The organism is Frankia sp. CcI156 (assembly GCF_001983015.1).
Classification (GTDB): domain Bacteria; phylum Actinomycetota; class Actinomycetes; order Frankiales; family Frankiaceae; genus Frankia; species Frankia casuarinae.
The window spans coordinates 97,037-123,081 of sequence record NZ_MOMD01000011.1 but is presented as its reverse complement, the minus strand read 5'-3'; the positions used below and the strand labels follow the sequence as shown (position 1 = coordinate 123,081).

Annotated in this window: 18 protein-coding genes, 1 tRNA gene and 3 pseudogenes; 12 read left to right on the top strand and 10 right to left on the bottom strand. The window is 67.7% G+C overall.

Annotated features, from left to right (window positions below):
* Positions 1–57: 57 nt before the first annotated feature.
* Positions 58–388 (top strand): annotated as a pseudogene (locus tag CcI156_RS04995) (SAM-dependent methyltransferase); the annotation flags it as partial.
* A gap of 357 nt (positions 389–745) precedes the next feature.
* On the opposite strand, the gene CcI156_RS04990 reads toward CcI156_RS04995, so the two are convergent.
* Together CcI156_RS04990 and CcI156_RS25455 are read right to left on the bottom strand one after the other, a co-directional pair.
* On the bottom strand, positions 746–2,527 hold the full coding sequence (locus tag CcI156_RS04990; protein ID WP_076804455.1) for a GGDEF domain-containing protein: 1,782 nt from the start codon (positions 2,525–2,527) through the stop codon (positions 746–748).
* A 60-nt stretch (positions 2,528–2,587) separates the two neighbouring features.
* Entirely contained in the window at positions 2,588–2,728 is a 141-nt protein-coding gene (locus CcI156_RS25455; protein WP_023840896.1) for a hypothetical protein, read from the bottom strand.
* A 697-nt stretch (positions 2,729–3,425) separates the two neighbouring features.
* Between CcI156_RS25455 and CcI156_RS04985 the strand changes: the two are divergent.
* The 3 genes and pseudogenes from CcI156_RS04985 to CcI156_RS24515 all read left to right on the top strand — a co-directional run.
* Positions 3,426–3,779: pseudogene (locus CcI156_RS04985) on the top strand (SAM-dependent methyltransferase); the annotation flags it as partial.
* A gap of 316 nt (positions 3,780–4,095) precedes the next feature.
* Entirely contained in the window at positions 4,096–4,995 is a 900-nt protein-coding gene (locus tag CcI156_RS04980) for an SAM-dependent methyltransferase (protein ID WP_254847274.1), read from the top strand.
* Positions 4,996–5,084: 89 nt separating this feature from the next.
* Positions 5,085–5,921: a hypothetical protein gene (locus CcI156_RS24515; protein WP_076804542.1), complete on the top strand. Its 837-nt coding sequence runs from the start codon at positions 5,085–5,087 to the stop codon at positions 5,919–5,921.
* Positions 5,922–5,941: 20 nt separating this feature from the next.
* On the opposite strand, the gene CcI156_RS04970 is transcribed toward CcI156_RS24515, so the two are convergent.
* The 4 genes from CcI156_RS04970 to CcI156_RS04955 form a co-directional block, all read right to left on the bottom strand.
* Positions 5,942–6,733 (bottom strand): aldo/keto reductase, encoded by a 792-nt coding sequence (locus CcI156_RS04970; RefSeq protein WP_175637536.1) that lies wholly within the window; start codon positions 6,731–6,733, stop codon positions 5,942–5,944.
* Between the two features lie 20 nt (positions 6,734–6,753).
* The gene (locus CcI156_RS04965; protein WP_076804540.1) at positions 6,754–7,965 is read right to left on the bottom strand and encodes a JmjC domain-containing protein; all 1,212 of its coding nucleotides are present in this window, start codon (positions 7,963–7,965) and stop codon (positions 6,754–6,756) included.
* A gap of 561 nt (positions 7,966–8,526) precedes the next feature.
* The gene (locus CcI156_RS04960; protein ID WP_023840889.1) at positions 8,527–8,736 is read right to left on the bottom strand and encodes a DUF397 domain-containing protein; all 210 of its coding nucleotides are present in this window, start codon (positions 8,734–8,736) and stop codon (positions 8,527–8,529) included.
* Positions 8,733–9,602, bottom strand: a complete 870-nt coding sequence (locus CcI156_RS04955) for a helix-turn-helix transcriptional regulator (protein ID WP_076804451.1) — start codon at positions 9,600–9,602, stop codon at positions 8,733–8,735. Before CcI156_RS04955 ends, CcI156_RS04960 begins: the two co-directional genes overlap by 4 nt.
* A gap of 282 nt (positions 9,603–9,884) precedes the next feature.
* Between CcI156_RS04955 and CcI156_RS04950 the strand changes: the two genes are divergently transcribed.
* Together CcI156_RS04950 and CcI156_RS04945 are read left to right on the top strand one after the other, a co-directional pair.
* Positions 9,885–10,499, top strand: coding sequence for an ATP-binding protein (locus tag CcI156_RS04950; RefSeq protein WP_023840887.1), 615 nt, complete (start codon positions 9,885–9,887; stop codon positions 10,497–10,499).
* An 88-nt stretch (positions 10,500–10,587) separates the two neighbouring features.
* On the top strand, positions 10,588–11,046 hold the full coding sequence (locus CcI156_RS04945; protein WP_254847272.1) for a helix-turn-helix domain-containing protein: 459 nt from the start codon (positions 10,588–10,590) through the stop codon (positions 11,044–11,046).
* Positions 11,047–13,748: 2,702 nt separating this feature from the next.
* On the opposite strand, the gene CcI156_RS04940 is transcribed toward CcI156_RS04945, so the two are convergent.
* Positions 13,749–15,176: a recombinase family protein gene (locus CcI156_RS04940; RefSeq protein WP_023841703.1), complete on the bottom strand. Its 1,428-nt coding sequence runs from the start codon at positions 15,174–15,176 to the stop codon at positions 13,749–13,751.
* 66 nt (positions 15,177–15,242) lie between these two features.
* Between CcI156_RS04940 and CcI156_RS04935 the strand changes: the two are divergent.
* Positions 15,243–15,734: pseudogene (locus CcI156_RS04935) on the top strand (SAM-dependent methyltransferase); the annotation flags it as partial.
* Positions 15,735–15,927: 193 nt separating this feature from the next.
* Here CcI156_RS04935 and CcI156_RS04930 read toward each other — a convergent pair.
* Together CcI156_RS04930 and CcI156_RS04925 are read right to left on the bottom strand one after the other, a co-directional pair.
* Positions 15,928–16,476, bottom strand: a complete 549-nt coding sequence (locus CcI156_RS04930; RefSeq protein WP_011436054.1) for a flavodoxin family protein — start codon at positions 16,474–16,476, stop codon at positions 15,928–15,930.
* A gap of 517 nt (positions 16,477–16,993) precedes the next feature.
* On the bottom strand, positions 16,994–17,539 hold the full coding sequence (locus tag CcI156_RS04925) for a hypothetical protein (RefSeq protein WP_011436055.1): 546 nt from the start codon (positions 17,537–17,539) through the stop codon (positions 16,994–16,996).
* A 168-nt stretch (positions 17,540–17,707) separates the two neighbouring features.
* Between CcI156_RS04925 and CcI156_RS04920 the strand changes: the two genes are divergently transcribed.
* Positions 17,708–18,490 (top strand): DUF899 domain-containing protein, encoded by a 783-nt coding sequence (locus CcI156_RS04920; RefSeq protein ID WP_011436056.1) that lies wholly within the window; start codon positions 17,708–17,710, stop codon positions 18,488–18,490.
* Positions 18,491–18,943: 453 nt separating this feature from the next.
* Here CcI156_RS04920 and CcI156_RS04915 read toward each other — a convergent pair.
* Positions 18,944–19,019: transfer RNA gene (locus tag CcI156_RS04915), tRNA-Leu, on the bottom strand.
* A 246-nt stretch (positions 19,020–19,265) separates the two neighbouring features.
* Here CcI156_RS04915 and CcI156_RS04910 point away from each other — a divergent pair.
* The 4 genes from CcI156_RS04910 to polA all read left to right on the top strand — a co-directional run bounded on the left by CcI156_RS04910 (position 19,266) and on the right by polA (position 26,023).
* Positions 19,266–19,865 carry an ANTAR domain-containing response regulator gene (locus CcI156_RS04910; RefSeq protein ID WP_076804448.1) on the top strand — a complete coding sequence of 200 codons (600 nt, stop codon included), beginning with the start codon at positions 19,266–19,268 and terminating at the stop codon, positions 19,863–19,865.
* Between the two features lie 91 nt (positions 19,866–19,956).
* Complete coding sequence (locus CcI156_RS04905) at positions 19,957–21,573, top strand: branched-chain amino acid ABC transporter substrate-binding protein (protein ID WP_035909012.1); 1,617 nt, start codon at positions 19,957–19,959, stop codon at positions 21,571–21,573.
* A gap of 311 nt (positions 21,574–21,884) precedes the next feature.
* Positions 21,885–23,090 (top strand): branched-chain amino acid ABC transporter substrate-binding protein, encoded by a 1,206-nt coding sequence (locus tag CcI156_RS04900; RefSeq protein ID WP_011436059.1) that lies wholly within the window; start codon positions 21,885–21,887, stop codon positions 23,088–23,090.
* A 212-nt stretch (positions 23,091–23,302) separates the two neighbouring features.
* Entirely contained in the window at positions 23,303–26,023 is a 2,721-nt protein-coding gene (gene polA, locus CcI156_RS04895) for a DNA polymerase I (RefSeq protein WP_076804446.1), read from the top strand.
* Positions 26,024–26,045: the final 22 nt, after the last annotated feature.

The window sequence follows — 26,045 nt, the reverse complement described above, 5'->3', positions numbered from 1 at the left end:
TTGCGCGGCAGGGACCTTCGGATCCAGCAGGCTTGAGAGGAGACGCGATGATTCAGGATCGCGGTCCTTCCCTTCGTCCCCGATGCCGACGACCCGTACGGCATCGGGGACGGCTCGTCGACGCCCTGCTGTCCGGCAGCTACCTCGCCCYCACCCATGCCACTGTCGACTTCGACCCGACCCTGCTGGCGGCGACCGAGACCTATCGGCAACGCGGCATCCCACGCAGCCACGCAGCCGCGCCGAGGTGGAACGTTTCCTGGCTGGCCTGGAACTCGTCGAGCCGGGCGTGCAGGTCGTGCATCGCTGGCGGCCGGACGACACCACGCCGAAAGACGTCACCGACGCCCAGGTCAACAACTACGGCGCCGTAGGCCGCAAACCGTAACGTCCCTCCGATCGGCCCCGATGCTGGCGGTACCCACCTCCAGAGAAGCTGTGTCTCCCCAGATCACCTCTGGGGAGACACAACGAGGAAACCCTGGCGAACTTCGGCGCTTCGCCGCTGGGGCGGATCACTACCAGCGTGGGCGCACCGGTCCACCCGTGAAGAACCGGAGCAGGTCGCCGAGGATCCACTCAAGATCCAAATTGGGTTCCGGCTCGACTGGCGGTCCGGCCAGTCGAGCACCGGGGTGAACGGTGCGGTCGGTCACTGGATACCTCGATCAGACGGCGACCGACCTGAACGGGGCGCTCCTCCCCAGGCCGGTGATACGCGCGCGGAACGGGGCAGGCAGATGGATCACATCAGGCCTACTACTCGGCCGTAGGCGCCCACCGGGTCGTCCTGGCTGGGTGGGTCCGGGTGGCGGTGCTCGGGGAGGGCGGACAGCTCCGGCCGGTAGACGACCAGCCTGCCCGCGCGTTCCCGCTTGGCCGCGTACATGGCCAGGTCGKCCTGGTGCAGCAGGCTGTCGGGACTGGCCGGCCGGGTGGTGGAGCCGTCGAGCGTGACTAGGCCGAAGCTGGCCCGCGGGGTGTAGATCTGCCCGGCCAGCAGGCACGGCTCCTGGACTGCCATCGCGAGCCGCTCACMCACCTTCCGGGCGTCGACGCCGCCGCTGCCGAGAATGATGGCGAACTCGTCCCCGCCGAGCCGGGCGACGGTGTCCACCGCGCGGGTGTCCGCCCGCAGTCGCTCCGCGCTGATTTTGAGGAGTTCGTCCCCGGCGGCATGGCCGAGCGTGTCGTTCACCAGCTTGAACCCGTCGAGATCCAAAAACAGGACGGACACCGTCCCGGAGTCGCCGGCGTGGCAGGCGTCGGGGTTGTCGGGGTTGTCGGGGTCGTGGGTGAGGGCTCGTTGCAGCCGCCGAGTGAACAGCGCCCGGTTCGCCAGGCCGGTCAACGGGTCGTGGAACGCCTGATGGTGAAGCTGCCGTGCGCGCTGGCGTACCTCGGCCAACAGTCGGTTACTCTCCGCCAGGGTGACCATCTGCCRGACCAGCGCCACCAGCAGCAGTCCGACCATGCCGTACGCCTCGAACCGGTCGAGCTGCGCACCGGTCGACAGTTTGCCCAGGATCAGCAGGCCGGCCGCACCGAGCACGGCGTAAGGCAGCACGGCGTGCGCCCACACCGCCCGGGGGCCGCCCGGGGTGAGGCTGTCGGTCGTGAGGCTGTCGGTCGTGAGGCTGTCGGTCGTGAGGCTGTCGGGTGTGGGGTTGTCCGGGTGCGTGCGCGCCGGTAGCAGAGCGGCAAGGAAGATCATCATAAAGGCGAGGGTGAATCCGATCATGGCCCAGGGGGGAAGGTGGTGGCTGTCCGGCGCGGTGCTGTAGACGGAGATGTTGCTGGTGAGTCCGTCGATCAGCAGGCCCGTGCTGAGCAGTACCGACGCCGCCGGGGAACGCGGCCGGCGGAAGCAGGTGATCAGCARCACCGCCGTGGCRAGGATCAGGCTGGCGACCGGGTGGAGCAGGGCGRCCAAGAGCTGGATGGGGTCGGGCGGGCCGGCCGGGACGAGCGCGGCGAGAGTCGTCCCCCACGCCAGCAGGATGATCGAGCCGACGATCAGCACACAGTCCAGCAGGGTGATCGTATGCCAGCGGTATCCGCTGTGTCGCGCGGTCCTGGTGTTCTCGCCCTGGCCTTCCACCGGTGCGGTGGGTAGGGACAGCAGCCCGGCCAGGGCCACCCCGTAGAGAACGAGGAAGATGGCATAGCTCGGGGACATGCGGCCAGTCAGGAAGCCGCCGGCGAGGAACGTCGCCGCCGTCGCGAGGTTGGCGACCAGCACGCCGCCAGCGGCGAGGCGGGCGAACCGCCGGCGGCGCTCCGTCCCGCGAACCTGCCGGGCGGTCCGGAAGCAGGCGGCCGCAGTGGCCAGTTGGGCAGCGGCGTCGAGGAAAATCGACGCGATTCGGGGGGTCTCCGGATTTACGACCAGTTTTCCCCAGGTCTTGCCGGATTCGGCTGGCCGCTGCGGGGCAAGTTCCCGAGTCCTCGTCTGGAAGAACTCGACGGCGGGCGTCCTCGCCAGCGTGTACCACCTATCGTGGGTGATCGGGTATACGGGGGTCATTATTTCTCCTTGGCGGGGTGTCAACCCGGATCGCCGTATTGCGTGCACAGCCAGCGACGATCATGACGGTTGGCGGTCGACGAAACACCGCGCCTGATCGTGCAGTGCTGTCACCGTCTTGACCTGCGTGACAGGTTCACCGTCCGTCGCATACAGGTCGGTGAGCGTGTCAGCGTTGTCGACGTTGACAAGGGTTCCCATCGGCTTTCCGCTGCCTTGTTGTATGAAGTGAGTCACAGCCTTGCAGTCGGTGGGGGGTGGTGCACCACCCCTCCGGGTAGTCAATAGCTGGAAATCGGGTGGTCAGTGTCCTGAGCGAAGCCACTCTTCCCGGAGATCCTGGTTTAGATCTTCTTTTTTTATGCGGAGCGTGGCGAGAAGCATGGGCGGTGGTCGAATCCGAGCTCCCGCCACCGTCGAAAGACCGGYGGGCACCACCTCAAGGGCACGAACGTCCACGTCCGCCGACGGTGCTCCCGTTGCTGACGGTGTTGGTGCGGCTCGCCTGCGTGCAGGACCGGGATGGCGGCCGGCCGCCGCTGGCTGGCCGCCCCTGGCTACCCACCCGGCGATCGCCGGACGGGAAAACCACGGGTTCACCCGTGAATGGACATGAACCTAAAGTTTTGATATCGCGCCTGGACTGGGCGGTTCGGGTGCGTGGAGCCGGCGTTGCGGCGGTGGGGACGTTCCCATTTCCGTAGCCGGGTGTGGGTGGGAAAGGCGACGGGATCTGCCGGGCCGGGCCCGTTTCCAGCGGCCGCCTTCTCCAGGGTCGGGCCTTCTCCAGGGTTGCTGTGGATGGTGCCTGCCCGTGCCGTTAGGGTGCTCGTCAGTGGCATCCGAGTGGCATCCGAGTGGCGAGCGGATGTCCGAGTGGCAAGGGGATGGAGGAGCGGTGACGGAAACACGGGACCCGGCGTGGGTAGCGACGACGGGGGACCGGGAGCCGGTGAACCTGCGGATGGATCTTCCTCATACGGCCCGGATGTATGACTACTACCTGGGTGGGAAGGACAACTTCCCGGCCGACCGGGAGGCCGCCGAGCAGGTCATCGCCGCGTTCCCCAACGCCCGCGTCACGGCCCGGGAGAACCGGGCGTTCATGACGCGGGCGACCCGGTYTCTGGCCGGGGAGGTCGGGATCCGCCAGTTCCTGGATATCGGTACCGGCATCCCCACCAGCCCGAACCTGCACGAGATCGCCCAGGGCCTCGCCCCCGACACCCGGGTGGTTTACGTCGACAATGACCGTTGCAAGTCGGGTTGTGCACACGCCTGAGTCACGGGTGCACRTCGGCGCGCGACGCCGCGCCGCTATCCAGCACGCCGCACGGCCTTCGCTAGCCAGGGCCATGGCCAGGGTGGGGCGGCTGGTGGCGCTGCCCGCCGTGTGGGGCGCCGTACTGGACACGGTGCCGAGGCCCCGGATCTCGTCCGTGTCGAGGAAGGCCATCGGGTCTCAGCGGTGCAGGGGCCGTTACGATACGGCGTAGTTCGGGCCGGATATGTCGTTCTGCACCCTGTGACACGACATGCACAGGGCTCACGCGCGTACCCGTGGTGGGGTGCCACGGGCAGAAGGGGGTCAACAGTCAGTGACTGACAGCGATCGCGTCCCGGGTTGGTCCTTCTCATCGGCCGCAGCCAGCAATAAGATCACCGAGTCTGGCAGTACCCCGGTTGATCTGAAGACCGATATTCCGCACTCAGCCCGCCTCTACGACTACTACCTCGGAGGCAAGGACAACTTCCCCGTGGATCGGGAGGCCGCAGAGAAGGTGATCGCGGCAGCGCCGGAAGCGCCGCTGATGGCCCGGGAAAACCGTGGCTTCATGYATCGTGCCGTCGGTCACCTCACCTCAGAAGGCGGGATCCGTCAGTTCCTCGACATCGGGACAGGTATCCCGACGAGCCCCAATCTGCACGAGGTGGCCCAAGGAACCGCCCCTGACGCGCGGGTCGTCTATACCGACAACGATCCGATCGTGCTCGTTCACGCCCGCGCTCTGCTGGCTGGCACGCCGCAGGGCCGTATCGCCTACCTTGACGCCGATGTTCGGGATCCTGTCGGCATTCTGGYCTCATCCGAGGTTCGGGACTGCCTGGACCTCACTCAGCCGGTCGCGCTGTGCCTGGTCTCGATCCTGCACTTCATCGCGGATGACGACGATCCGTATGGCATCGTGCGCACGCTGGTCGACGCTCTTGCACCCGGCAGTTACCTGGTTCTTTCGCACGCCACGACCGACACCCAGGCACGGGGAGTGTCCGACGTCGTGTCGACCTACGGTCGCTCGTCATCGTCGCTGACGGTCCGCAGCAACAGTCAGATCATGGCCTTCTTCGACGGGCTGGACATGCTYGAGCCCGGCCTGACCCTGGTCCCGGCGTGGCGACCCACCGGCGACCTCCCCAAGGGCCACGAACTGGTATGGATTGCGGGCGGTGTAGGCCGTCTGCCCTGACCAGCCCACCGCGCGGACCAGCCGCCTACCCAGGCTGGCTCGCTGGCCGGTGTACCGGTGGAATGTCAGGCTAGTTGGAGAGGGCGGCGATGCTGGATCTGAGGGAACAGTCCATACCGGACGTACTCGAAAAATGCAGGAAGGCACTGGATGTAGAGTTCAACGACGATATTCCGGCGTTCGGATGGGGTGGGAAATCCGTCGGCTTTGAAACAAGCCGGGGTACGTGGGTGAAGATTCTTTYCCGAGCGGCCGGTTCGATAAACGAGCGGACGTGGACCGGAGAGGAATGCTCCTCCGTCCTGTCGGGGGTGTCGAAACCGAAGCTTCTCCGCTCCATTCGGTGGTCGGATGATGATCGGGGAGTCGTCTGGCGTGCAGATGAGACGACGCTCGTCTCGTTCTCGATTGTCAGCTCCACGCCMGAGATTCGGAACGATTCACCTGGACTCTCTGATGCATGGTGGTCAGACCTACGTGAATCGTTGGCTGCCTTGGCAAGACACAGGACGACCCGTGTCGGTGTACGTCAGGATCTCATCAACCGCCGTATACGTGAATTCGCAGGAGACGCGATCGACTCTTCCGTGGATGAGTGGACGACCGCGCACGCCGATGTGCATTGGGCAAATCTGACGGCGCCCACGTTGGTGCTCCTCGATTGGGAGGGATGGGGACTTGGGCCGCGCGGTCTGGACGCGGCAACTTTGTGGGTGTTCTCGCTCCTCGCGCCGCCCGTGGCTGAGAAAGTGAGCCACRAATTCTCCGAGGATCTTTCATCCCGGTCCGGGAAGATCGCACAGCTTTTCATGTGCGTGGAGTTGCTGAAAATGGTGCGCGACTTTGGTGACCACCCGGACATGGAGAAGCCATTGGCTCGCGAGGCTGACCGGTTGACGATAGAACTCTCGGGCCCCATGCGATGATCCACCGCCCGGTTCCATTACTAGGCATCGAGTGGTCGAYGATTACGCAGGAGAACCCTATACCGTTCGATATTCTCCTGATCAACGTCAAGTCGGGCTGCCTCCACGAGTTGCCTCAGGTGACTTAGGCGGTTGAGGCTAACCGCGACTCGGGCGGCCGGCGGCAATTCGTAGGCGAGACGGAAAGCCACCTGCGGTACGGCAAGGACAAATGGCGGGCGGGCACTCAGAAGCGATGCGAGGTTTAGACTTTCCCAGAAAGACTGCCGGGTGTCGCCACCAAAAGGGCTCATCCCCCACCGGTTCCTCACGTCTACGCGAAGCAGCCCAGCGAAGGAATCAGCAGCCTCCCAGACAGCCGGACTCGCAAGCACGCCACTTCGGTGCATCAGATGGGCGGGGCGGGGCGCGTGGTCCGGCAGGTAGCCTCCAAGCGCGTCGACCAGCGGTCGAGCATCCCATGTCGAGATGCCCCATTCCGCGCACAGGCCAGATTGCACAGCGTCGTTGAGTGTCCGGGCAGCTTCCAGGAAGAGATCCTGGCCGCGGCCGGCTCCAGCCTCTCTCACGCTCCTTTCCGGGTTGTGTAGAAAGACGACGTCGGGAACCCGCCCCAAAGCGTCCACGCTTTTTTCCATCGCGCGCCTAATCCGTGCAGGCTCCAAGGAATGCTCAGAATGCCCGGTCGAGGAAGGGAAAAATCCAACCTTCGTCGAGAGGTGGAACTCGGGGAGGAGATCGGGGATCATGGCGGACAGCCGCGCGTGCGACGAGAAATCGGCGTAGTTGAAGGCCGTGTCGATGTCCCGCACACCCTGCTCCAGGGCTGCTTCTAGGATGTCCCGCTGGTGACGAGTCCTGTATAGCCCGAGGACAATTCTTCGGTCAGCGCGATGCATATTCCCTCCCGAACGAGAATCCGCGCGAGAGGTCGGATATTGATCCCTGTCTCAGCACTCGCCTTATCCAGATCCACGGGACATCCTGCCAGCAGGAGGGCGAGTGYCGGCGCCGCCTTCTCCCGAACGGTAATCTTCCTGCCACCCGCGTAGACCACAAGGTTAGAACCTTCCCGTTCGACGTGAGGCGCGAACTCGGAAACGCAGACGACGACGTCCGGCTCCTGCGATGAAGGGAGCAGCGGAGCGTGCCGCGCGGAAGGCTGCGACCGCTCACGCGCGGCAAGGAAAGCTGCCGGCGGATAAGAACGGAACAGATCAACCGCAGCGGCTTCGAGACGCGCCTGTTCCTCTTCTCGCTCATCACTGGAACCGAAACGACTCAGATCTCGCCGGAAGATCTCCAGGTCGCGTGCGCGGTCGGCAACCCAGGCTAGCCAGTCTACTCCCGTACGTTTGACGAACCCGAAGGTGAGGTGAAGGCTCAACGGATCGCTGTGGTCGGTGCGAGTCGCCTGGTGCCAGTAGCCACGCGGGATATGCATCACATCCCCTGCCTTTAGGACGCCCTGCCATACCGATTTCTCGCTTGCGGCAGAATTCGGTTCGGCATCGCGGTACATAGGAACCGGCCGCGAGTAGCTACGGACGTCCCAGGTCTTTTCGCCCACAAGTTGGACAACGATGACGTCGTGGTCATCCCAATGGCTCGGAAAACCCGAAGTCGATCGGGTCGTCAGATACGCGTTGACCTGCACCAGTTCATGCGACCACCATTGAAGTGCGCGAGTGGCAACCTCCAGCGTGGGATCAAATGTGTCCAGAGCATCGAGCACAAGAGTCACGCCCGTATCAAACAGGCTTTCCATCGCCCGAGGATCCGCCACGCGAATATTCTGCCGTCGCCTGTTAGCCTGAGAACGAAGGTAGTCGCTGGGATGGAGTTCTCCTCCGTCCTTGAAAAGGYGAAGCTGAGGTGGTTCCAGACTTCGTCGCATGACGATGTCCAATAGTCGCGAAGGGGTCATCAGCCGTTGACACAATGACGTGTCTGCCAGATGACCCCGCGCGAACTTCCGTCCAAGAGGTGAGACGTCCTGCCAATTGAACGCACCCTCAATTCCCTGGACCAGACGATGCTCCATCGCTAGCGACTCGCTCCTCGCTRCTCAAAGGTATCGAGGGTGGCCATGGTGCCGCGTTCCTAGCTATCCCTAGCTGTTTTCCTCGGGAAAGTTCAGCCCGTCTCCCGATCCTCCGTCGCTACGACCGGTGCTTCCGCCGTCGGAGTGCTCGGCGTCGTAACGGTCCTGCACGTGCGCCAGGTTTTCAACGGCTACAACCAGGTCRTCGTCAGGGTTCATCTAGCTTCCTCGCTCTCAATCAGGCGCCACTTGGGCTTCCGCCCGGACGTCACATGGTAGGAGCCCCCTAAAGGGCATCGCAACCGCTTTGACGAAAGAGATGCAGCTGTGTAACTGAAGCAAGCAGCCCGGGACCGGACGGCGAGCCGAGGCAGACGAAAGGCGTTGACATCTGTATGCGCAGGTARACCGGCCAACGGGGCCGCCAAAGGAAGCAGTAGGCGCCCACACCTCGACCCGGGTGGGAGTGCTCAGGAGGGGTCAGCGCAAGCGGGCGTCGCTGGGCGGGAAATACCCGCACTTGCGACGCCCGCACGGTCCCGGTGGCAACGGGGCTCAGCGTCAGGAGTCGAACTCACCATCGTTGATGCCCGCGACAAACGCCGCCCACTCGGCGGGAGTGAAGCGCAGGACCGGCCCGCCTTGTTGCTTCGAGTCGCGGACGGCCCGGCCGCCGTCGGGTAGGGTGGCTACCTCGACGCAGTTGCCGCCGGTGCCTCCGGAATAGCTACTCTTGCGCCAATTCAGTGCGTCGTTACCGGATTCGGTCATCGCTCCATGTCCTCACGTGCGGCTTTGATAGTTGATAGGGAGCCGTTGGTCGGGGCGAGGGCGGAGCTTCGGAGTTGGTTCATCCATGTCTCGTAGCGCCGAACCTCCGCCTGCTTCTCCAGGTAGAGGCTTCCCGTGGGCGCCTCGATGTAGACCATTTCGGGTGCTCCTCCGGTGTCCGGGAAGCCCAGGATGGTGAAGCTTGAGATCATGCCGGCATGGGCGCCTGCGGTGAAGGGCACGATCTGGATCGTCACGCCGGGTTGGTCGGATGCCTCGATGAGCCGGTCAAGCTGCCTGGCCATGATCGCGGGGCTTCCGACGTGGCGGCGAATCACTGCCTCGTCAAGGATCGCCCAGAGCTGGACGGGCTGATCACTGGTGAGGATCTTCTGCCGGTTCATCCGTRGTTCCACGGCTCGGTCGACTTCGTGCGCAGGTAGTTCCGGCGATGCCGCGCGGATGACGGCCCGTGCATAGTCCTCGGTCTGGAGCAGGCCGGGCACAAGCAGGCTCTCGAAGGTCGTGATCGTGGAAGCTTCGGCTTCCAGGCCGATGTAGACCTGAAACCAGCGCGGGACAAGATCGCCGTAGGAGTGCCACCAAGCGGGCTTGCGACTCTCCTTCGCCAGCGCCAGCAACGCCTGTCGCTGGTCGGCGTCGGTGACGCCATAGAGGTCAAGCAGATCCGCGACGTTGCGCGTGATGAACCGGAACTGACCGGTCTCCATCCGGCTGATCGTCGGCCCGCTGCGGTGGATGTGCTCCCCGGCCTGGTCGACGGTCAGCTCCTTCGCGTCCCGTAGGCGGCGCAGCTCCGCGCCCAGCCGTCGCCGGCGCACCGTAGGGCCTGGCGTGCTCGCCATGCTTCTCCCCTCTTTCTGGTAGCAGTCTGCCAGCCCATCGCTCGGCGCTGCCTACCCAGATCGAACGCAGGGCACGTACGTACTTGCGTATGTTGGCTCAGTGGGTGCATCCTGCCACTACCGCGCTGTCGACCGTGACAGCGGGCGTCGCGCGGGACGGGAGGCACAGCGAGGGACTCCCGCCCGCGACCAAGGGAAGAGGGGCCATGGACGAACGCCGCTTCGTGGTGTGGCAGGCACCGCGCCCTCAGCCGGGCACCGGTCGCAACTCAGGGTTTCAGCATGACAACGGCTGACCCGTCGCCGGTGGTCCGGGTGGCCGTGGCGTACTTCCCCCCGACAGCCGCCGCTATTCCGGCCGTGCGTGCGAGCACGGTTCGCACGCTCGCAGCGTGGTTCCTCGATCCAGCGGCCGTCAGTGGTGCGGAATGCGTCGTGTGCGAGTTGGCGTCGAATGCTGTGAAGGCGAGCCGCCCGGAAGACGTGGTGGCCATTCGACTTACTGCCACGGGCAGGAATGTACTTGTGGAAGTGTGGGACGGTAGCGATATCACACCGCGGATCACAAGCCCCGACCCTTTCAGCGAGGGCGGGCGTGGCCTGTTGATGGTCGACGCGCTGTCGCGACGATGGTCGTGGTATCGGGTCAAAACGGGCGGAAAAGTGGTATGGGCCGAGATTCCCGGCGTAATGCGGGCCGCGTCGCAGACGACACGCGCCACCGCGCCGATGCCGACCCGGCAACCGCAGATAGGGCCGGAGCCTACAGCGCCGGTCGTCTATCGCACGGACCCGGAGACCTTGCAGCGGGTCGCGGACGCGATACGCGCGCTGGACCCGTGGCATCGACCCCCGACCGGCCGACGTTCACCCGAGAGCACAGCGCGCATCGCATAACACGCCAGGACGGAAAGGGGGGGACATGCGACGGCCGAGCGCACGTGCGGAACGAAACGGGTTACGGCTCCGCATGCTGGACGAAGGTATGACCCACGCKGATATCGCGGACGAGTTCATCCGCCGCTATCGGTATCGTCCCCGCGCGGCATTCCGGCACGCCTACGGGTGGACACTGGAACGGGCCGCCGACCATATCAACGGCGACGCGGCCCGTCTCGATCTCGACCCGGACGGCAGAGCTCCCATGACCGCGCCCCGCCTGTCGGAACTGGAGCAATGGCCGGAACCGACCGCACGGCGACGGCTCACCCCGCAGACCCTCGCGCTGCTCGCGACCGCGTACGGAACCGACGTGCACAGCTTGCTCGACGGTCACGATCACGCCCGCATCCGGTCCGCCGACCGGCTGGTGATCAACGCGATGATGTGCATCGGCCAGCCGTCCGCCTGCCTGTGCGACCGACGTCGACAACCAGCGGCGGCGCGGCCCCGGGTGCCCAGGCCACGGCCGGACACACGGRCATCGTCGGGAGTCCTGCTGTGAGGGCATACCCCCTGCCCGTCCGGTAGCCCGACCGGTCCGCGTTGCGGTCTCCCATTTGAGCCGCTACCCGGCCGGGGCTCGCTGGCGCAGGCCGCACGCCCGCTGGCACGACCCGAGGACAGCCCGACTTGTACCCCCGCAGGTCGTTGGTGCGGGGCGTCCGGCGCGGCTGCCGCGAGTGGYCGACCGGACGAGCACGTCTCGCCCGTCTCGCCACGGGCGGTGACCGCTGCGCTGTGCAGGGGTGTGCACAGCGGTGTGCAAGGGCTGTGCACAGCGGTGTGCACGAGGGTGTGCACGCATGGCCCTACGCGCGTGGGCGCGCGCCTGCGCGCGTAGGGCCATGCTGGTGCCCGCTGGGCATGCATTGCACAAGAAAGGTCACGTTCCGTGATGGCTAGCGTCATCGGGGATCGCTGGCGATGCGAGGTCGGTCGTCACGTGATGACCGGCGGGTCCGGGGCCTGGCCGTGCGTGGTGGCTGTGGTGGGAATGGTCGCGGTTGTGGCGGTGTGGGGTCGGCTGTGCGTGCGAGGGGCGAGTTTCGGGGGCGGGTGGCGGTGGGCTGCTACCCGCGTCGGACGGCTGTTTGTGCAGCGTGGCAGGGGTGTCGGGTACGGCGGGTCGGGTGGGCGTCGCCGCTACCCGTAGCGGCGACGGCGCGACCGGGGCGGGGGTGCCAGCGGAGTGCTGGGCGGTGCCAGCGGGGCGCTGGGCATGGTGCTCGGGCGGGGTGGGGCCGTGGCTGGCTGGCCAGTTGGGAGGCCCTGGGGTGGTTGGCGCGGACATGCGGCCGGCGGCGGCGTCCAGGATGGCCGTAGAGCGCCCGAACTGCCCAGCGGTAGCCCGGTTTCTGGGAATGGGCGTGCGGCTGTGTCTGGCGTGTCGGGGCGGGGTCGGCGGGCGGTTCGCTGGCAGGGCGGCGCGAGGTGTGCTGGTTAGGCTGGGGCCGTGGCCGGGCGTGGCCCGGTGGTGTCCCCCCGACGACGTGGGTTGAGGTTCTGGGCGTGTCCGGTCGCGGTTGCCGAGAAACGTGCCGAACCACCGTGGTGGAGATGTCCGAGTGAGGTTTTCACACCCCCCGATTCTGTGATCTCCGTCACCTTTGCTGATCGCTGGCGTGTTCTTTTGCGGTGTTTGCCGGAAATGTGAGTCCGCCCATCGGGCCCCCCACCCGCCTACCCACCGGACCCCCCAACGGGCCACCCGTAAAGACGGGTAGGTGTGACGTCCGGTGCTGGCGCAGGTCAGGGGCTGTTTCGCACCCACCCAAGCACTCCAGGACTGAACTCCTGATTCAGCATTCTGTCATAGTCCGGGGTGTGGGGGGCGGCCGTTCGCGTGGTCCGGTCAGGCATGGCGCGATGATTCTGCGGGTATGACAGATGTGATGTGTTCTGTGGTTCCGCGCGTCGCGAGGAGTGCCGTGCCCTGTGCGTCGTCTGCCCGCCCGCTGGTCCTCGGTTTCTCGTGTGGTTCGTCGGCGCGCCTGTGCGGCGCGGTCCGGGACCGCAGCGCGGGCCAGCGGTGCGGCCCACGGCGGCCAGACAGGCCCGTAGCACGGTCGCTGTTCGGGAGTGCTGGGCAAACGGCACGGGCCGCGCCACAGGGCGTCTGAGGCGGGCCGGGCGCCGCTGACGTCGCGGTGTGACGCCCCCCGGGTGGTGCTGTCCGCCCGTGCCGGGGTTCCGTGACGGCCGTGGACGCGATCCGGGTTGAGTCCGGGTCTGCTGCCGGTCGGGTCCGGGTCTGCGGCGCGTCAAGTCCCGATCCGGGTTGAGTCCGGGTCTGCTGCCCGGGAAATCCCCGGAATGACCCAGCCTGATAGCTGCCCCGCGCTGCCGCATCGGGAATGGTGGTGATACCCACCCCGACGATACGAGAAAAGACGCCGGAGTACCGCACGTGGCAGTGGTATTCCGGCGTACGACCCCCCGCGAGGAGGCGTCTATTGCCTGTTCTCCTGGACGCTGGCGACGAGTCCGCCCCGTCGTCACCCCCCTTGCGGGACAGCGTGAGGAACAGCCCGGTCGGTCTGACCGGGCACAGCCGGTGCGTCCGCGTGCCCCGCGCCCCTGTCCCCCGGGTGCGGGTCGGACGCGTCCACCGTCGTCCGCCGGTGCGCTGTCCACGAGCGCGCGCACGGCGGCCAGCACAGCCCCCGCCCTGGGGCGGAACGGTAGCGGCAGCGCCGCTACCAGGTAGCGGCACGGCTACCCCGCCCCGGGCCCGCGCACCCCCGCTGGCCTGCGCTGTTCCGGCCGGGTAGCGGTAGCGGCTCCCGCCCCGCGCCCCCCGCAACCCGCCGAAACCGGCCGTCGACGCCCCCGGCCCGCCGCTACCGCTACCGGGAACCCGTGCAGGGACAGGAGGACCCGACACGTCCGTTCCGGCCGCACCCGACGACCCCGCCCCATCCCCGTGGCCACCTCGCACCACCCCCGCCCCCGCACCACCCGCACCGGCCGCCCGCGACGACCCCGCCCCGTCGCCACCCCCGCCCGGCCCGACCCCGCACCCCCACAGCGACCGTGACCCTCTCCCGCCCGGTGAGACCGTCGTCACTGTCTCGGCGCAGGATTTCAGGCTTCCTGACGTGCTCAAACACCTGGAAGCAGGAAGGATCGTGCTCGTCATTCCCACCCGCCGGTAAGCCACCCGGCGGCGCGCGGAACGGCTGGACCCCCGTTCCGCGCGCCGCGTTACCCGCGGAAGCAAAACCCGTTACCAAGGTCCACAATGCCATTCGCGCCGCTCGCGTCCGCGAACTCCGTGCCGATCTTGATGCCCCACGTTCCGTCATGATCGGACAGTTCGATGCCCCACGAGTCCTTCACGGCGCGGACCATGCCCCGCTTCTCATCGGTGTCACCGGCCGCCCACGTGTCGGCCACCGTCCGCCCGGTCTCCGCGTAGTCGTACACATCGGGGATAACCTCGAATTGTTCGATGGCCACCCGCAGCGCCTTACGCGTTGCGACCAACTCATCAAGCTTGTCATCGTCTTCCGTGACGGACAGACGGCTTTGGATCCTGGCGAGTTCCGCCCGCATCTCGTCGAGCTCGTGAGCGTTTCCCGCGACACGCTGAAAAGCAAGGATCGGTGTCGTGTCATGGGAGAACATGGACTCGATGACCTCGATGATCGGCAGAGCATCGCAGCCCGTGAAAAGTCCGCACGCCTTACGCTGCTTGGCGTGACCACCACAACGGAGCTTCGGAGTGCGCGGGTTGCCGGCCGGAGTGAGACCAGCGTTAACATGAACCCTCCCGCCGCATGACGGGCAGTCCAGAACCCCACTCATCCAGTTGACGGGCCGCGCCACGGGTCGGCCCCCCTTGTTTCCCCTGCCGTCCGTCAGATTAGCGGCAAGCACGTTGTTCGCACGCCACCACAGCGCCGAGTCGACCACGGGCGTAACCTCATGCGCCCACGTCTCGGTAACGCCCCCATACGTGTACCGGCACTCTTCAACCCCGGTGTGATTCGCGGTAAATCGCACAAGGTTCTTGACCGACGCCGGATACAGGTCGTAGACGCGGCCGATCGATTGCAGGGATTCACGGTTGGCGACACGCTCGTAAATGTCCCTGACCGACTTCGGGTCGACGCAATACGCCTGCTTCGCGTAACGCTCCCCGTTAGCTGCCCAGAACGTCGGCAGCGGGCCGTGATGCGCACCATTCCCCATAATCATCGAGATACCGCGATAGGTCGTCTGCTTAACCGTCTTGGACTTCTCGGCATTCGCGTGCTGGGCGACAAGAGTCACGATGCGGCCGGCGAAATCCGTCCTACCGAACTGAGGTTCAGCAATCGAGATGATGTCACCACCCGCAGACCGGATACCGAGCAGGATCTCCGCTTGCGCGTCCAGATCATCGCGACGGTCAAGCCGTGAGGATTCGGTCACCATAAGAATCGTGTAGTCCCGACGCGCGATGTCGGCAATCACCTCGCGCAACGCCGGTTCCTGCGCGCCGTGGCTCGCGCTGTAACCGTGAAGCTTGACCCACTTCACGATCGTGATCCCACGCTGCGCGGACTCCTCAGTGATGATCTTGATCTGTGAGCTCTCGTCCTGGCTACCCGTGGACACCCTGACGAATCCGGCCCCAAGCTCGCCCACTGTCCAACCTCCACTGTCGGCGCTGGTCACGACCCCCTGCACCGTGCACACTACCCGACAACCTACGACCCGATCGTGCTCACCCACGCCCGCGCGTTGCTGACCAGCACCCCGCAGGGGCGCACCGCCTACCTCGACGCCGACCTGCGCGACCCTGACGGGATCCGCGCTGCCCCGCAGCTGCACAGCACTCTTGACCTCACTCGGCCGATCGCCCTGTCCGTCGTCGCGATCTTCCATTTCATCCCCGACGCGGATGATCCCTACGKGATCGTGCGTCGGCTCCTCGACGCGTTGCCGTCGGGGAGCTATCTTGTCCTCACCCACGGCACCGGAGATTATGATCCGGACGCGGAACGGGCGGCGGAAGCCTACCGGCAGAAGGGGATGTCGGTGCAGCCCCGCAGCCGATCCGAAGTCGAACGTTTCTTCGACGGGTTGGAGCTGGTCGACCCCGGGGTTCAGGTCGTTCACCGCTGGCGGGCCGACGKCAGCGCCGTCGAGGAGCTGACCGACGCGCGGGTCAGCATCTACGGCGGCGTTGCCCGCAAGCCGTAGCACACCATCCGGGCCAGGGCAGGTCTGAACCCGTCAGGCCGCGCAACATCCAGACATCCAGACGTGCCTACCCATAACAAGATCTACAAGATGCCTGAATGCTTACGCGCAACGCCCGGGCGGGCCGAGGGCTGTACGCCGGTGACCGCGAACCGCTCGACCACTACCRCTCGCCGTTGATCCATGGCTCCGGTCAGACCGGAAACTCGGTCCTCGCCGGCTCTGTGGCCACGTGCGACAGGTGTTCGCCCCACCGGCGCGCGCGGTCRATCTCCCCTGGTGCGAGTGCGTTGTCCTTCGTCACGAAGAAGCTCTCCGGCGGGCAAACCTGTCGCGCTCCGTGCCGGCGCAGCAGCCGGTGAATGCGCTTTGACGCCCGGCCAGTCAAGATCGAGGGCCCGTGTGCGCGCGTATCGAACGCTGCCGCATACCCCTCGATCACGCCGCAGCGGGCGAACCATTCCCGCAGTCCGGGGCCTTCTGCGCCGGGCTCGAGCGCCACACCGCTCGGTGGCTTCCGAGCGATCTCGCCGGCCGACGTACGGCTGGCCGGACGGCTCATGCCGTGCACATGCGTGGGACCGCCCACGACGACGACGTCGGCACCGCTGATCACCTCAGGATTTGCGTCACGCACCGGGATGACGACTACCTCATGGAGCGGGCCGATGCCATCCGCAATCGCCTGGCCAATCTGCCTCGTGTTCCCGAACATCGACTCGTACACAACAACAACCCGCATGGCGAAATGCCTCCTCGGATTCACTTACGGCGATGACCCGCAAACRCCGCCGCCTCGGGATCCGACGTTGCCGCTGCCTCGGGAGCCGACGTTGCCGCCGCGTCGCGGGAGGCAGCATCCGCATAGTTCCCTTCGTCTCCTCTTCGCCGTGACCGGCCAAGATCCGGCCCGGGCCTCCACGCCTTGTGCTCCTCAGTGGTCCCCAGCGGGGGCAGCATCCACCGGTGCGAAGGTCCCGGCCAAGCAGAGCACTGATGCCCGGTGGCCTCGCCCAACCGGTCATAGCGCGGCGGTGGGACTGAGCAGGATCGCGGACATCCTTCACGGTCCGCGTCGATGCCCATACAGTGAGCGCCTGATCAAACGTGTGCCCGGCTGGAGCGATTCCGCCTACGGCTACGCAGATCGTCCTGTTCCGCGCGCACCCACCACGCCGTCACGGCCGTCCGCCCGTGCCCGAGGAGTGAGAGGAGCAGAAGGCACGCCGCAGCGACCGGTTAACTGTCCCGGTCCCTGATCAGTCGTTGCCGCCTGTCGTGCGGCGGGTGCTGAGCAGGCGCTCTTCCAGCCAGGCCCATCCTTCGGGGCGACGGTGCCAGCGGTGCCAGTCCCACAGCACCCCGTGCACCCGCGGGCCCTGTTTGATGACCGCCAGCACCGCGACGCGGGTGCCTTCGGAGACAACCATCTCGGGGAACTCGCGAACCGCGCCGTCGGCGGTCCGGAACGATATGCCGCCGCTGCCGAACGGACCGGCGACCATGTCAGCCAGCTCCCCGACCGCTCCTTCGACGCGCGGGATCTCGACGGTCGCCGCCCCTCGATGGGGAACGTCACCGATCGCGACTAGTTCCCCCGTGTCGTGGAACCATTCCAGGTGCGCGACCCTCGACGCGAGGGCAGCAGCGACCGGGTCGGGCACCTGCCAGTTACCGAAATTGGTGATGAAACTGGTCGGGCGCCGCTCGTCGGCAGCGAGGAAGTCGTTGATCCCCCAGATCTCGACGTCCGCGCCTGCGACGGGCAGATGGGAAAGTGGTCCCCCGCCGGTATTCGCGGTCACCCTGCCTCCTCACGGCGCCGTTGCTCGATCCTCAGTTTGCCAGTTGCCAAAGCACGTTCCGCGCCGCCCCCTGCCGCGATGCGTTCCGGCCGGGTCGCGAGTCTGTTCTGGCGACCGTCGTAGGACGTCGTAGGACGCCGCCCGGCACGAGACACCACGGAGGAGACCATGACGACCACACCGGACGGCCCGGCCACAGCGCTGCCTGGCCGCCCGCCCGTCGTTGACCTGACTGCCTGGCAGACCGCCCGTGACGAGCTTCTGGTCCGCGAGAAGGCCCACACCCGCGAGGGCGACGCCCTCGCCGCGGCCCGCCGCCGGCTGCCGATGGTGGAGCTCGACGGGACGGTCGAGGTCGTCGGGCCCGACGGCCCGGTCCCGTTCCTGGACTTGTTCCAGGGCCGCGACGAGCTAGTGGTCTACAAGCACATGTGGTATGACGGCGCGCCGCACCAGGGGCAGTGCGAGGGCTGCACCACTACGGCCTGGCACCTGAAGGACGCCGTCTACCTCAACGCCCGCGGCGTCTCGTTCGCCATCCTGACCACGGGCCGTTGGGACGAGGTGGCCTCCTACGTTGAGTTCATGGGCTACACCCAGCCCTGGTACTCGGTGCGCGACGTGGACGGGCCGGTCGGCGGCAGCATGGGTTACATCACCTGCTTCCTGCGCGACGGCGACCGCGTGTTCCTCACCTACTCCACGACGGGCCGTGGCAACGAGCCGGTCAACGGGTCCCTCGGCCTGCTCGACATGACGCCCTACGGCCGCGGCGAGGCATGGGAGGACAACCCCGAGGCCTGGCCCGAGGGGCGCAGCTCGTGCTGGTTCTGGCGCTCGGACGCGGACGGGAACGCCACCTGGGGCCCGACCAGCCGCCCCGTGCCGCAGTGGACCCGCCCCGGCGCGACCCCCGTGGAGACCCTCGGTCGGCACGGCCACCACCACTGACGCGCCTTCGTCGACGGTGTCGGCAGGAAGCGCCCGTTGAGCGTTTCTATGCTGGCGTGCGTCTTAACGAGGATGAACAGGAGAAAATCCGCGCGGGKCTGCGGACGGAGCTTGACACTCGTCGGCGGGTGCGGCGAGCTGTACCAGCTGTCCGGACCGCAGGTGCAGCGCATGAGTAACCAGGCTTTCTTCACGAAGCTCTTGGCAGAGGTCGAAGAGGACGAGGCGGTCGTAACCGGCGTACGCCTCCGCGAGCCCTACGCCACGCTGACAGGAGAGGCGTTTCGGCGGGCGGTGGCCGGGGGTGGTGGCCGCGCCGGGCATGAGCCGGGCTGGGACAGTGACAAGCCCGGTCTGGCCGCGGACACAAGCCTCGGCCACGATCTGGACCCTGTTGGGGATCTTGGTCGTGGCCAAGGCTTGACCGTGACCAAGGTTCGAAAACGATCTATCTGGTACCCCGGGTGGGATTCGAACCCACACTGTCGGTGGTTTGAGCACCGTCTCTCTGCCGTTGGAGTACCGGGGCCGGCGGGTGGAGCGTGTTGGATCAGACGGAACAGGGGCGAGTTGGCGCAAGTGGAACGGGCGGAGGAACCGGGCGGGACGAGGGCGAGGAGATCGCCGTCGAACCTGGCCGGAACCGCTCCTTGAAGACTCTATCCGGGTAGGGTGCGTTTCGACCTCCCGCCCTCCGTGTCCGGGGCGGGACGGCCCCCCGATCGTCCGTCCTGCCACACTAGGGACGCACCTCCGAGACCAGGAGTCCGACTCGATGAGCCACCCCTCCTCGAACCCGCGCCGGGTTCTGATCGCCGAGGACGAAGCGCTGATCCGGCTCGACCTCAGGGAGATGCTCCAGGAGGAGGGCTATGAGGTGGTCGGGGAGGCGGGCGACGGCGAGATGGCCGTCAACCTCGCCGGCAAGCTCCGCCCCGACCTGTGCATCCTCGATGTGAAGATGCCGAGGATGGACGGCATCGAGGCCGGTGCGAAGATCGCCAAGGACCGTATCGCTCCCGTCGTCATCCTCACCGCCTTCAGMCAGCGGGAGCTGGTGGAACGTGCCCGTGAGGCCGGCGCCATGGCCTACGTGGTCAAGCCGTTCCAGAAGAAGGACCTGCTGCCCACGATCGAGATGGCGATGAGCCGCTTCACCGAGATCGTGAGCCTTGAGGCCGAGGTGGAGGACCTGCAGGGGCGCCTGGAGGCCAGGAAGATCATCGAGCGGGCCAAGGGCGTGCTGCAGACCGAGCACGGCATGACCGAGCCGGATGCCTTCCGCTGGATCCAGCGCACCTCGATGAACCAGCGCCGGACGATGCGGGCGGTCGCCGAGGCCGTGCTGTCGGGTGAGGCGTTGCCGGGCTCGTGACCTCCGTGTCCGTGACCTTCGCGTCCGTGACCTTCGTGTCCGTGATCCCGGAGGCCGGGTGAGCGATTCGTCGCGGACGTCTCTCGCGTCGATGACCGGTTCGATCGGGCGGTGGACCCGGGCCAGATCGCGCACCGGTCGCGGACGCGTGGCGCTTGCGGCTCTCGCCGTCCTGGTCCTCGCGGTGCCCTCGGTCCTGGGGCTCACGCTGGCCGCCAGCCTCGGCGCAGGCGATGACGCCGGTGGCGGCGCTGGCGCCAGAGCCGCCACCGGCGTCACCCGGGTCGCCACCCTCGGTGTGATGGCGCCGCTGTCCGGGGATCTCTCCACGGACGGGGTGAGCGCGCGCAACGCCGTCGCGCTCGCGGTCGACGAGGCCAACAAGTCCGGGGCCGTCCCGGGCTGGCGCATCGAGCTGTCCGCCCACGACGACCTGTCCCGTCCGGACGGGGGAGCGCAGGCCGTGGACGCCTTCGTGGCGAACAATCATGTCATCGGCGTGGTCGGGCCGCTGAGCTCACTCGTAGCGAAGGTGTCCCTGCCCACGCTGAGCGCCGCTGGCATCCCCGTCGTCTCCCCGTCGAACGCGGACCCGACGCTGACCGACTCCGGTTCCCGGCCGCGCACCCGGCCCTTCCCGTCCTACTTCCGCCTGGCCGGAACGGACGAGCGCCAGGCCCGGGTCGCAGCCGAGTACGCGGTCAGGACGCTCGGCCGCAGGCGTATCGTCGTCGTTGACGGCGAACCGAGATACGGCACGACCCTGGGCGCCCGCTTCGCGGCGCGCGCCGCCGCTCTCGGCGCGTCGGTGACATCGGTGTACCAGGTCCGGGGGGACGAAGCGGACGGATCCGAGATCGCCGACACCGCGCGGGCGATCGAGGAGGACGCCCCCGATCTGGTCTACGTCTCGACGGGTGCGGCCTTCGCCGGGAAACTGCGGGCCCGGCTCGCCGACGCGGGGACGTCGATCCAGGTAGTGGGTTCGGACGCGTTGCTCCAGCCCCGCTACACCGACGAGGCGAGGTCGGCAGCCGACGGCGATCTGATCATCGGTCCGCTGGTCCCGCCGACCCGGCTGCCGTCCTCGGGTGCCTTCGTCGCGGACTACTCCGACCGTTTCGGGGGACCGGCGGATGACGAGGGCAGTACCCGTCCCGGGGCCTCGGGCGGCGTGGAATCGCCTGGCGCGAGTGGGCGGTCGAGTGGGACTCTGGGCCCGCGGGGCCAGGAGGACCCTGCGGACCTGCGGAGCCAGGAGGATCCAGCGGAGACCGCCTCGCCCGGCCGGGGCGCCACCACCACCCCGAGGGTGGTCCACGGCACCTCGGCACCGGTATCGGCACCGGGGCCGGGCCTGGAGGAGGGGCCCCACGGGCCCCCGGCCGCCGGTACCCGCGGTACGTCCGGGGTGAACGACCCCGCCGCGGAGCTGGAGCTGCGGCGGGCCGAGGCCATCCCCGCGGTCGCGGCCTATGCGTACGACGCCGCCAGGGCGATCATCCGCGCAGCGGCCACGGTGCTGCCGGGCCGGACGACCGTGGACGCGGCCACCAGACACGACCTCGTGACGGCGATCGGAAGCGGCTCGTTCGCGGGGATCACCGGCTCCGTCGCCTTCGACCGCTGGGGGGACACCCGATCGCCCACGGTCGTGCTCTACACGGTACTCGGCGGCAGATTCGTCCCGTTGAAGACGGAGAACTGACCGACCGGCGGTGACGTGTCGGCGGCTGCCGTAATGGCTGCGGCGGCTGCGRCAACCGACATCCTCCGACCGGGCCGTTGCGGGTTCTGCCGGGTCGTTCGCTTCTCCGATCGGGTCGTTTGCTTTCGGACTCACCGGCGAAACCCCCTTCAAGTTACGACACGCTCACGTTGCGCTTCCCTTCCACTCCTCCGAAGGTTACGTTTTCGTCACTATCCGCTGTCGATCGGTTGCCGATGATGCGGTGGCGGACCGGGTCCTGACGCCGAGGGTGTCGGTAGCGGCAGCGATGTGCTGTGGGAGGGCGTGTCATGACGGGTCCTGGACGGCGAGGGGGCGTGCCCCGACCGAGCGTGACGCGGTGGGGGGCCCTCGGATCCGTGGGTGTGCTGACAGCCGCGGCCGTCCTTGCCGGCTGCGGCGGTGGTTCGTCCGGTGACGACGGGAAAAAGGAATACGCCATCGGTTTTCAGGGGCCGCTCTCCGGCGACAACCAGCAGCTCGGCATCAACGCCTACGACGGGGTGCTGACCGCTGTCGAGCTAGCGAACCGGCGCAAGGATCTGCCGTTCAGGCTGCGCCTGGTCGCCTCGGACGATCAGGGTATGGCCGAGCAGGGGCCCACCGCCGCGCAGAAACTGATCGACAATCCGGAGGTCATCGGCGTCGTCGGCCCCGTCTTCTCCGGACCGACGAAGTCGAGTGAGCCGCTCTACAGCGGGGCCGGGCTGCTGTCGGTCAGCCCGTCGGCCACCAATCCGGCGCTCACCGATCTCGGGTTCACCAGCTTCTACCGGGTCATCGCACCGGACACCGTGCAGGGATCCGCCGCCGCGGAATACCTTGCCAAGGTCGTGAAGGCGGACAAGGTCTACTCTCTCGACGACCGGAGCGAATACGGCACCGGCTTGTCCGGAGCGCTCGAGAAGGCCCTGACCGGCCGTGGCATCCGCGTGATCCACGACGGCATCAATCCGACGAAGGACTACACGTCCCAGGCCACGAAGATCCTCGCCGAGAATCCGGACGCCGTGTACTATTCTGGCTACTATGCGGAACTCGCGTTGCTGACCAGGGCGCTGCGCAGCAAGGGGTACACCGGGAAGGTCGTCAGCGGCGACGGCGCGAACGACGACCAACTCATCCACCAGGCCGGTGCCGGCAACGCCGAGGGAACGCTGCTGACCTGCCCCTGCGGTGACCCGAACAGCGATCCCGCGGCGGCGGGGTTCGTCGCCGACTACAAGACGATCAACGCCGACGCGCGGCCTGGAACCTATTCCGGCGAGGCTTATGACGCCACGAACGCCGTCATCGAGGTGCTGCGCCGGCTCGGTAGCGGCGCGACGCGGGAGGCCGTGCTCGCCCGGTTCGGCTCGGTCGACATTCCTGGCGTCACCAAGCGCATCAGATTCCGGAAGAATGGTGAGGTCGAGGGCTCGACGGTCTACGTGTACGAGGTCCGGGCCGGGAAACGGGCCGTGCTCGGCCCGGTCAGCTCCCTCGTCAGACCGTAACCGGCGGACCTGCCCGGCCGGCGGAGCGACGTGGTCGACGCATCGGTCCGCCCGCTCGCGGCGAAACTGTCCGACCCACGGCCTAAACTCGCCGCGTGTCCGTCACCACTTCGTCCCCCACCTCGTCTCCGTCCGGGAGCCGCTCGGCAGCGTCCGCCACTGGGGCCACTGGGGCCACTGGGGCCACTGCGGCCACTGCGGCCGGYCCGGCCGTGTCCTCGCCGAGTCCCGCGCCATCGAGCCCCGCGAAGTCGACCCCGGCAACGCCCCGGTTGTTGCTGCTTGATGGGCACTCGCTGGCCTACCGTGCCTTCTACGCGCTGCCGGTGGAGAACTTCTCCACCACCACGGGCCAGCCGACGAACGCGGTGTACGGATTCACCTCCATGCTCATCAACGTCCTGCGCGACGAGCGGCCGACCCATGTCGCCGTGGCGTGGGACCTGCCGACCCCGACCTTCCGGCACACCCAGTACGCCGAGTACAAGGCCGGTCGGGGCGAGACCCCGGCCGACTTCGTCGGCCAGGTCAGCCTCATCCACCAGGTGTGCGACGCCCTCGCGGTRCCGGGGGTCAGCGCGCCGGGATACGAGGCCGACGACGTGATCGCCACGCTCGCGACCCTGGGCGCGGCCGAGGGGATGGACGTGCTGGTCGTCACGGGTGACCGTGACGCGCTGCAGCTGGTCGACGAGCGGGTGACGGTGCTGATGACCCGCAAGGGCATCAGTGACATGGTCCGCTTCACCCCCGACGAGGTGCAGGCGAAGTACGGCCTGTCCCCAGTGCAGTACCCGGACTTCGCGGCCCTGCGCGGGGATCCCTCCGACAACCTGCCGTCGGTGCCGGGGGTGGGGGAGAAGACCGCCACCAAGTGGATCCAGCAGTTCGGCTCGCTGGCCGAACTGGTCGACCATGCCGACGAGATCGGCGGGAAGACCGGGGCGTCGCTGCGCGCCCACCTGTCCGAGGTCATCCGCAACCGTTCCCTGACGGAGCTGTCCCGTGACGTGCCGCTCGACGTCGTCCCCGCCGGCCTGCGGATGCGGCCCTGGGACCGGGAGGCCGTCCACCAGCTGTTCGACACGCTGCAATTCCGGGTGCTGCGGGAGCGGCTCTACGCGGCCCTCGCGATCGCGCCGCCTCCCGCCGACGAGGGGTTCGAGATCGAGCTGACCGTGCTCGGGCCGGGCGAGGTGGCCCGGTGGCTCGCCGAGCACGCCCACAGGGTCGGCCGTACCGGCCTGCACGCCCGGGGCACCTGGGGGCGCGGCACCGGTGTGCTCGCCGGTCTCGCGCTGGCCGCGGCCGGCGGTGCCGCGGCCTGGATCGACCCGACGCTGCTCACCCCCGCGGACGTGGCGGCGCTGGGCGCCTGGCTCGCCGATCCGAACCAGCCGAAGGCCGCCCACGACGTGAAGGGGCCGATGCTGGCCCTGACCGAGCTTGACCTGCCGCTCGCCGGCGTCACCAGCGACACCGCGCTCGCGGCCTATCTGGCTCTGCCCGGCCAGCGGTCCTTCGACCTGGCCGATCTCGTCGCCCGGTACCTGCATCGCGACCTGTCCGCCGACCCCGTCCCGGGCGGCCAGCAGCTGACCCTCGACGGCTCCGGCGAGGCCGACCAGGCGCACGCGGACGCCGTGCGGGCCCGGGCCTGCCTCGAGCTCGCCGACGCCCTCGACGCGGACCTCGAACGCCGCTCCGCCGCCACCCTGCTGCGGGACATCGAACTCCCGCTGGTCACGGTCCTGGCCGGCATGGAGCGGGCCGGCATCGCCGTGGACTCCGAGCACCTGACCGAGCTGCAGAAGCACTACGGCGGCGAGGTCAGCGCGGTCGCCGCGCAGGCCCACGAGATCGTCGGCCGGCCGTTCAACCTGGGCTCCCCCAAGCAGCTGCAGCAGATCCTCTTCGACGAGCTGGGCCTGCCCAAGACCAAGAAGATCAAGACCGGTTACACCACGGACGCCGACGCCCTCGCCTGGCTGGYGGTCCAGTCCGACCATCCGCTCCTGCCGGTGCTGCTGCGGCACCGCGACGTGGCCCGCCTCAAGACGGTCGTCGACTMGCTGATCCCCATGATCGACGATATTGGGCGCATCCACACCACGTTCAACCAGACGATCGCCGCGACCGGCCGGCTTTCCTCCGCGGACCCGAACCTGCAGAACAYCCCGATCCGGACGGCCGAGGGGCGCCAGATCCGCCGGGCCTTCGTCGTCGGCGCGGGCTACGAGACGCTGCTGACGGCGGACTACTCGCAGATCGAGATGCGGATCATGGCTCATCTTTCGGGTGACGAGGGCCTCATCGAGGCGTTCGGCTCCGGCGAGGACCTGCACACCTTCGTGGCCGCCGAGGCGTTCGGCCTGCCGGTCTCCGAGGTCGACCCGGAGCTGCGCCGGCGGATCAAGGCGATGTCGTACGGCCTGGCCTACGGGTTGTCCGCGTTCGGCCTCGCCGGGCAGCTCGGCATCGCGCCGGACGAGGCCCGGGAGCACATGGACGCCTACTTCKCCCGGTTCGGCGGGGTCCGCGACTTCCTGCGTGGGGTCGTGGAACGGGCCCGCAAGGACGGCTACACCGAGACGATCCTCGGCCGCCGTCGCTACCTGCCCGATCTGACCAGCGACAACTCCCAGCGGCGGCAGATGGCCGAGCGGATGGCGTTGAACGCGCCGATCCAGGGTTCCGCCGCGGACATCATCAAGATTGCGATGTTGGGGGTCGACCGGGCGCTGTGTGCCGGGGGGTACGCCTCCCGGCTGCTGCTCCAGGTGCACGACGAACTCGTCCTCGAGATCGCGCCCGGCGAGCACGATGCGGTCGAGCGGCTGGTCCGGGCCGAGATGACCTCCGCGTACACCATGTCGGTGCCGCTCGACGTGAGCGTCGGCGCCGGCTGCACCTGGGACGACGCGGCGCACTGAGTGTTCCTGTTACTGAGTGTTC

Excerpts from the sequence above, each read along its gene's own strand:
- CcI156_RS04960 (WP_023840889.1), bottom strand. The coding sequence starts at position 8,736 with ATGACCGAATCCGGTAACGACGCACTGAATTGGCGCAAGAGTAGCTAT.
- CcI156_RS25455 (WP_023840896.1), bottom strand. The coding sequence starts at position 2,728 with ATGGGAACCCTTGTCAACGTCGACAACGCTGACACGCTCACCGACCTG.
- CcI156_RS04920 (WP_011436056.1), top strand. The coding sequence starts at position 17,708 with ATGACGACCACACCGGACGGCCCGGCCACAGCGCTGCCTGGCCGCCCG.
- CcI156_RS04950 (WP_023840887.1), top strand. The coding sequence starts at position 9,885 with ATGACAACGGCTGACCCGTCGCCGGTGGTCCGGGTGGCCGTGGCGTAC.
- CcI156_RS04905 (WP_035909012.1), top strand. The coding sequence starts at position 19,957 with ATGACCGGTTCGATCGGGCGGTGGACCCGGGCCAGATCGCGCACCGGT.
- CcI156_RS04900 (WP_011436059.1), top strand. The coding sequence starts at position 21,885 with ATGACGGGTCCTGGACGGCGAGGGGGCGTGCCCCGACCGAGCGTGACG.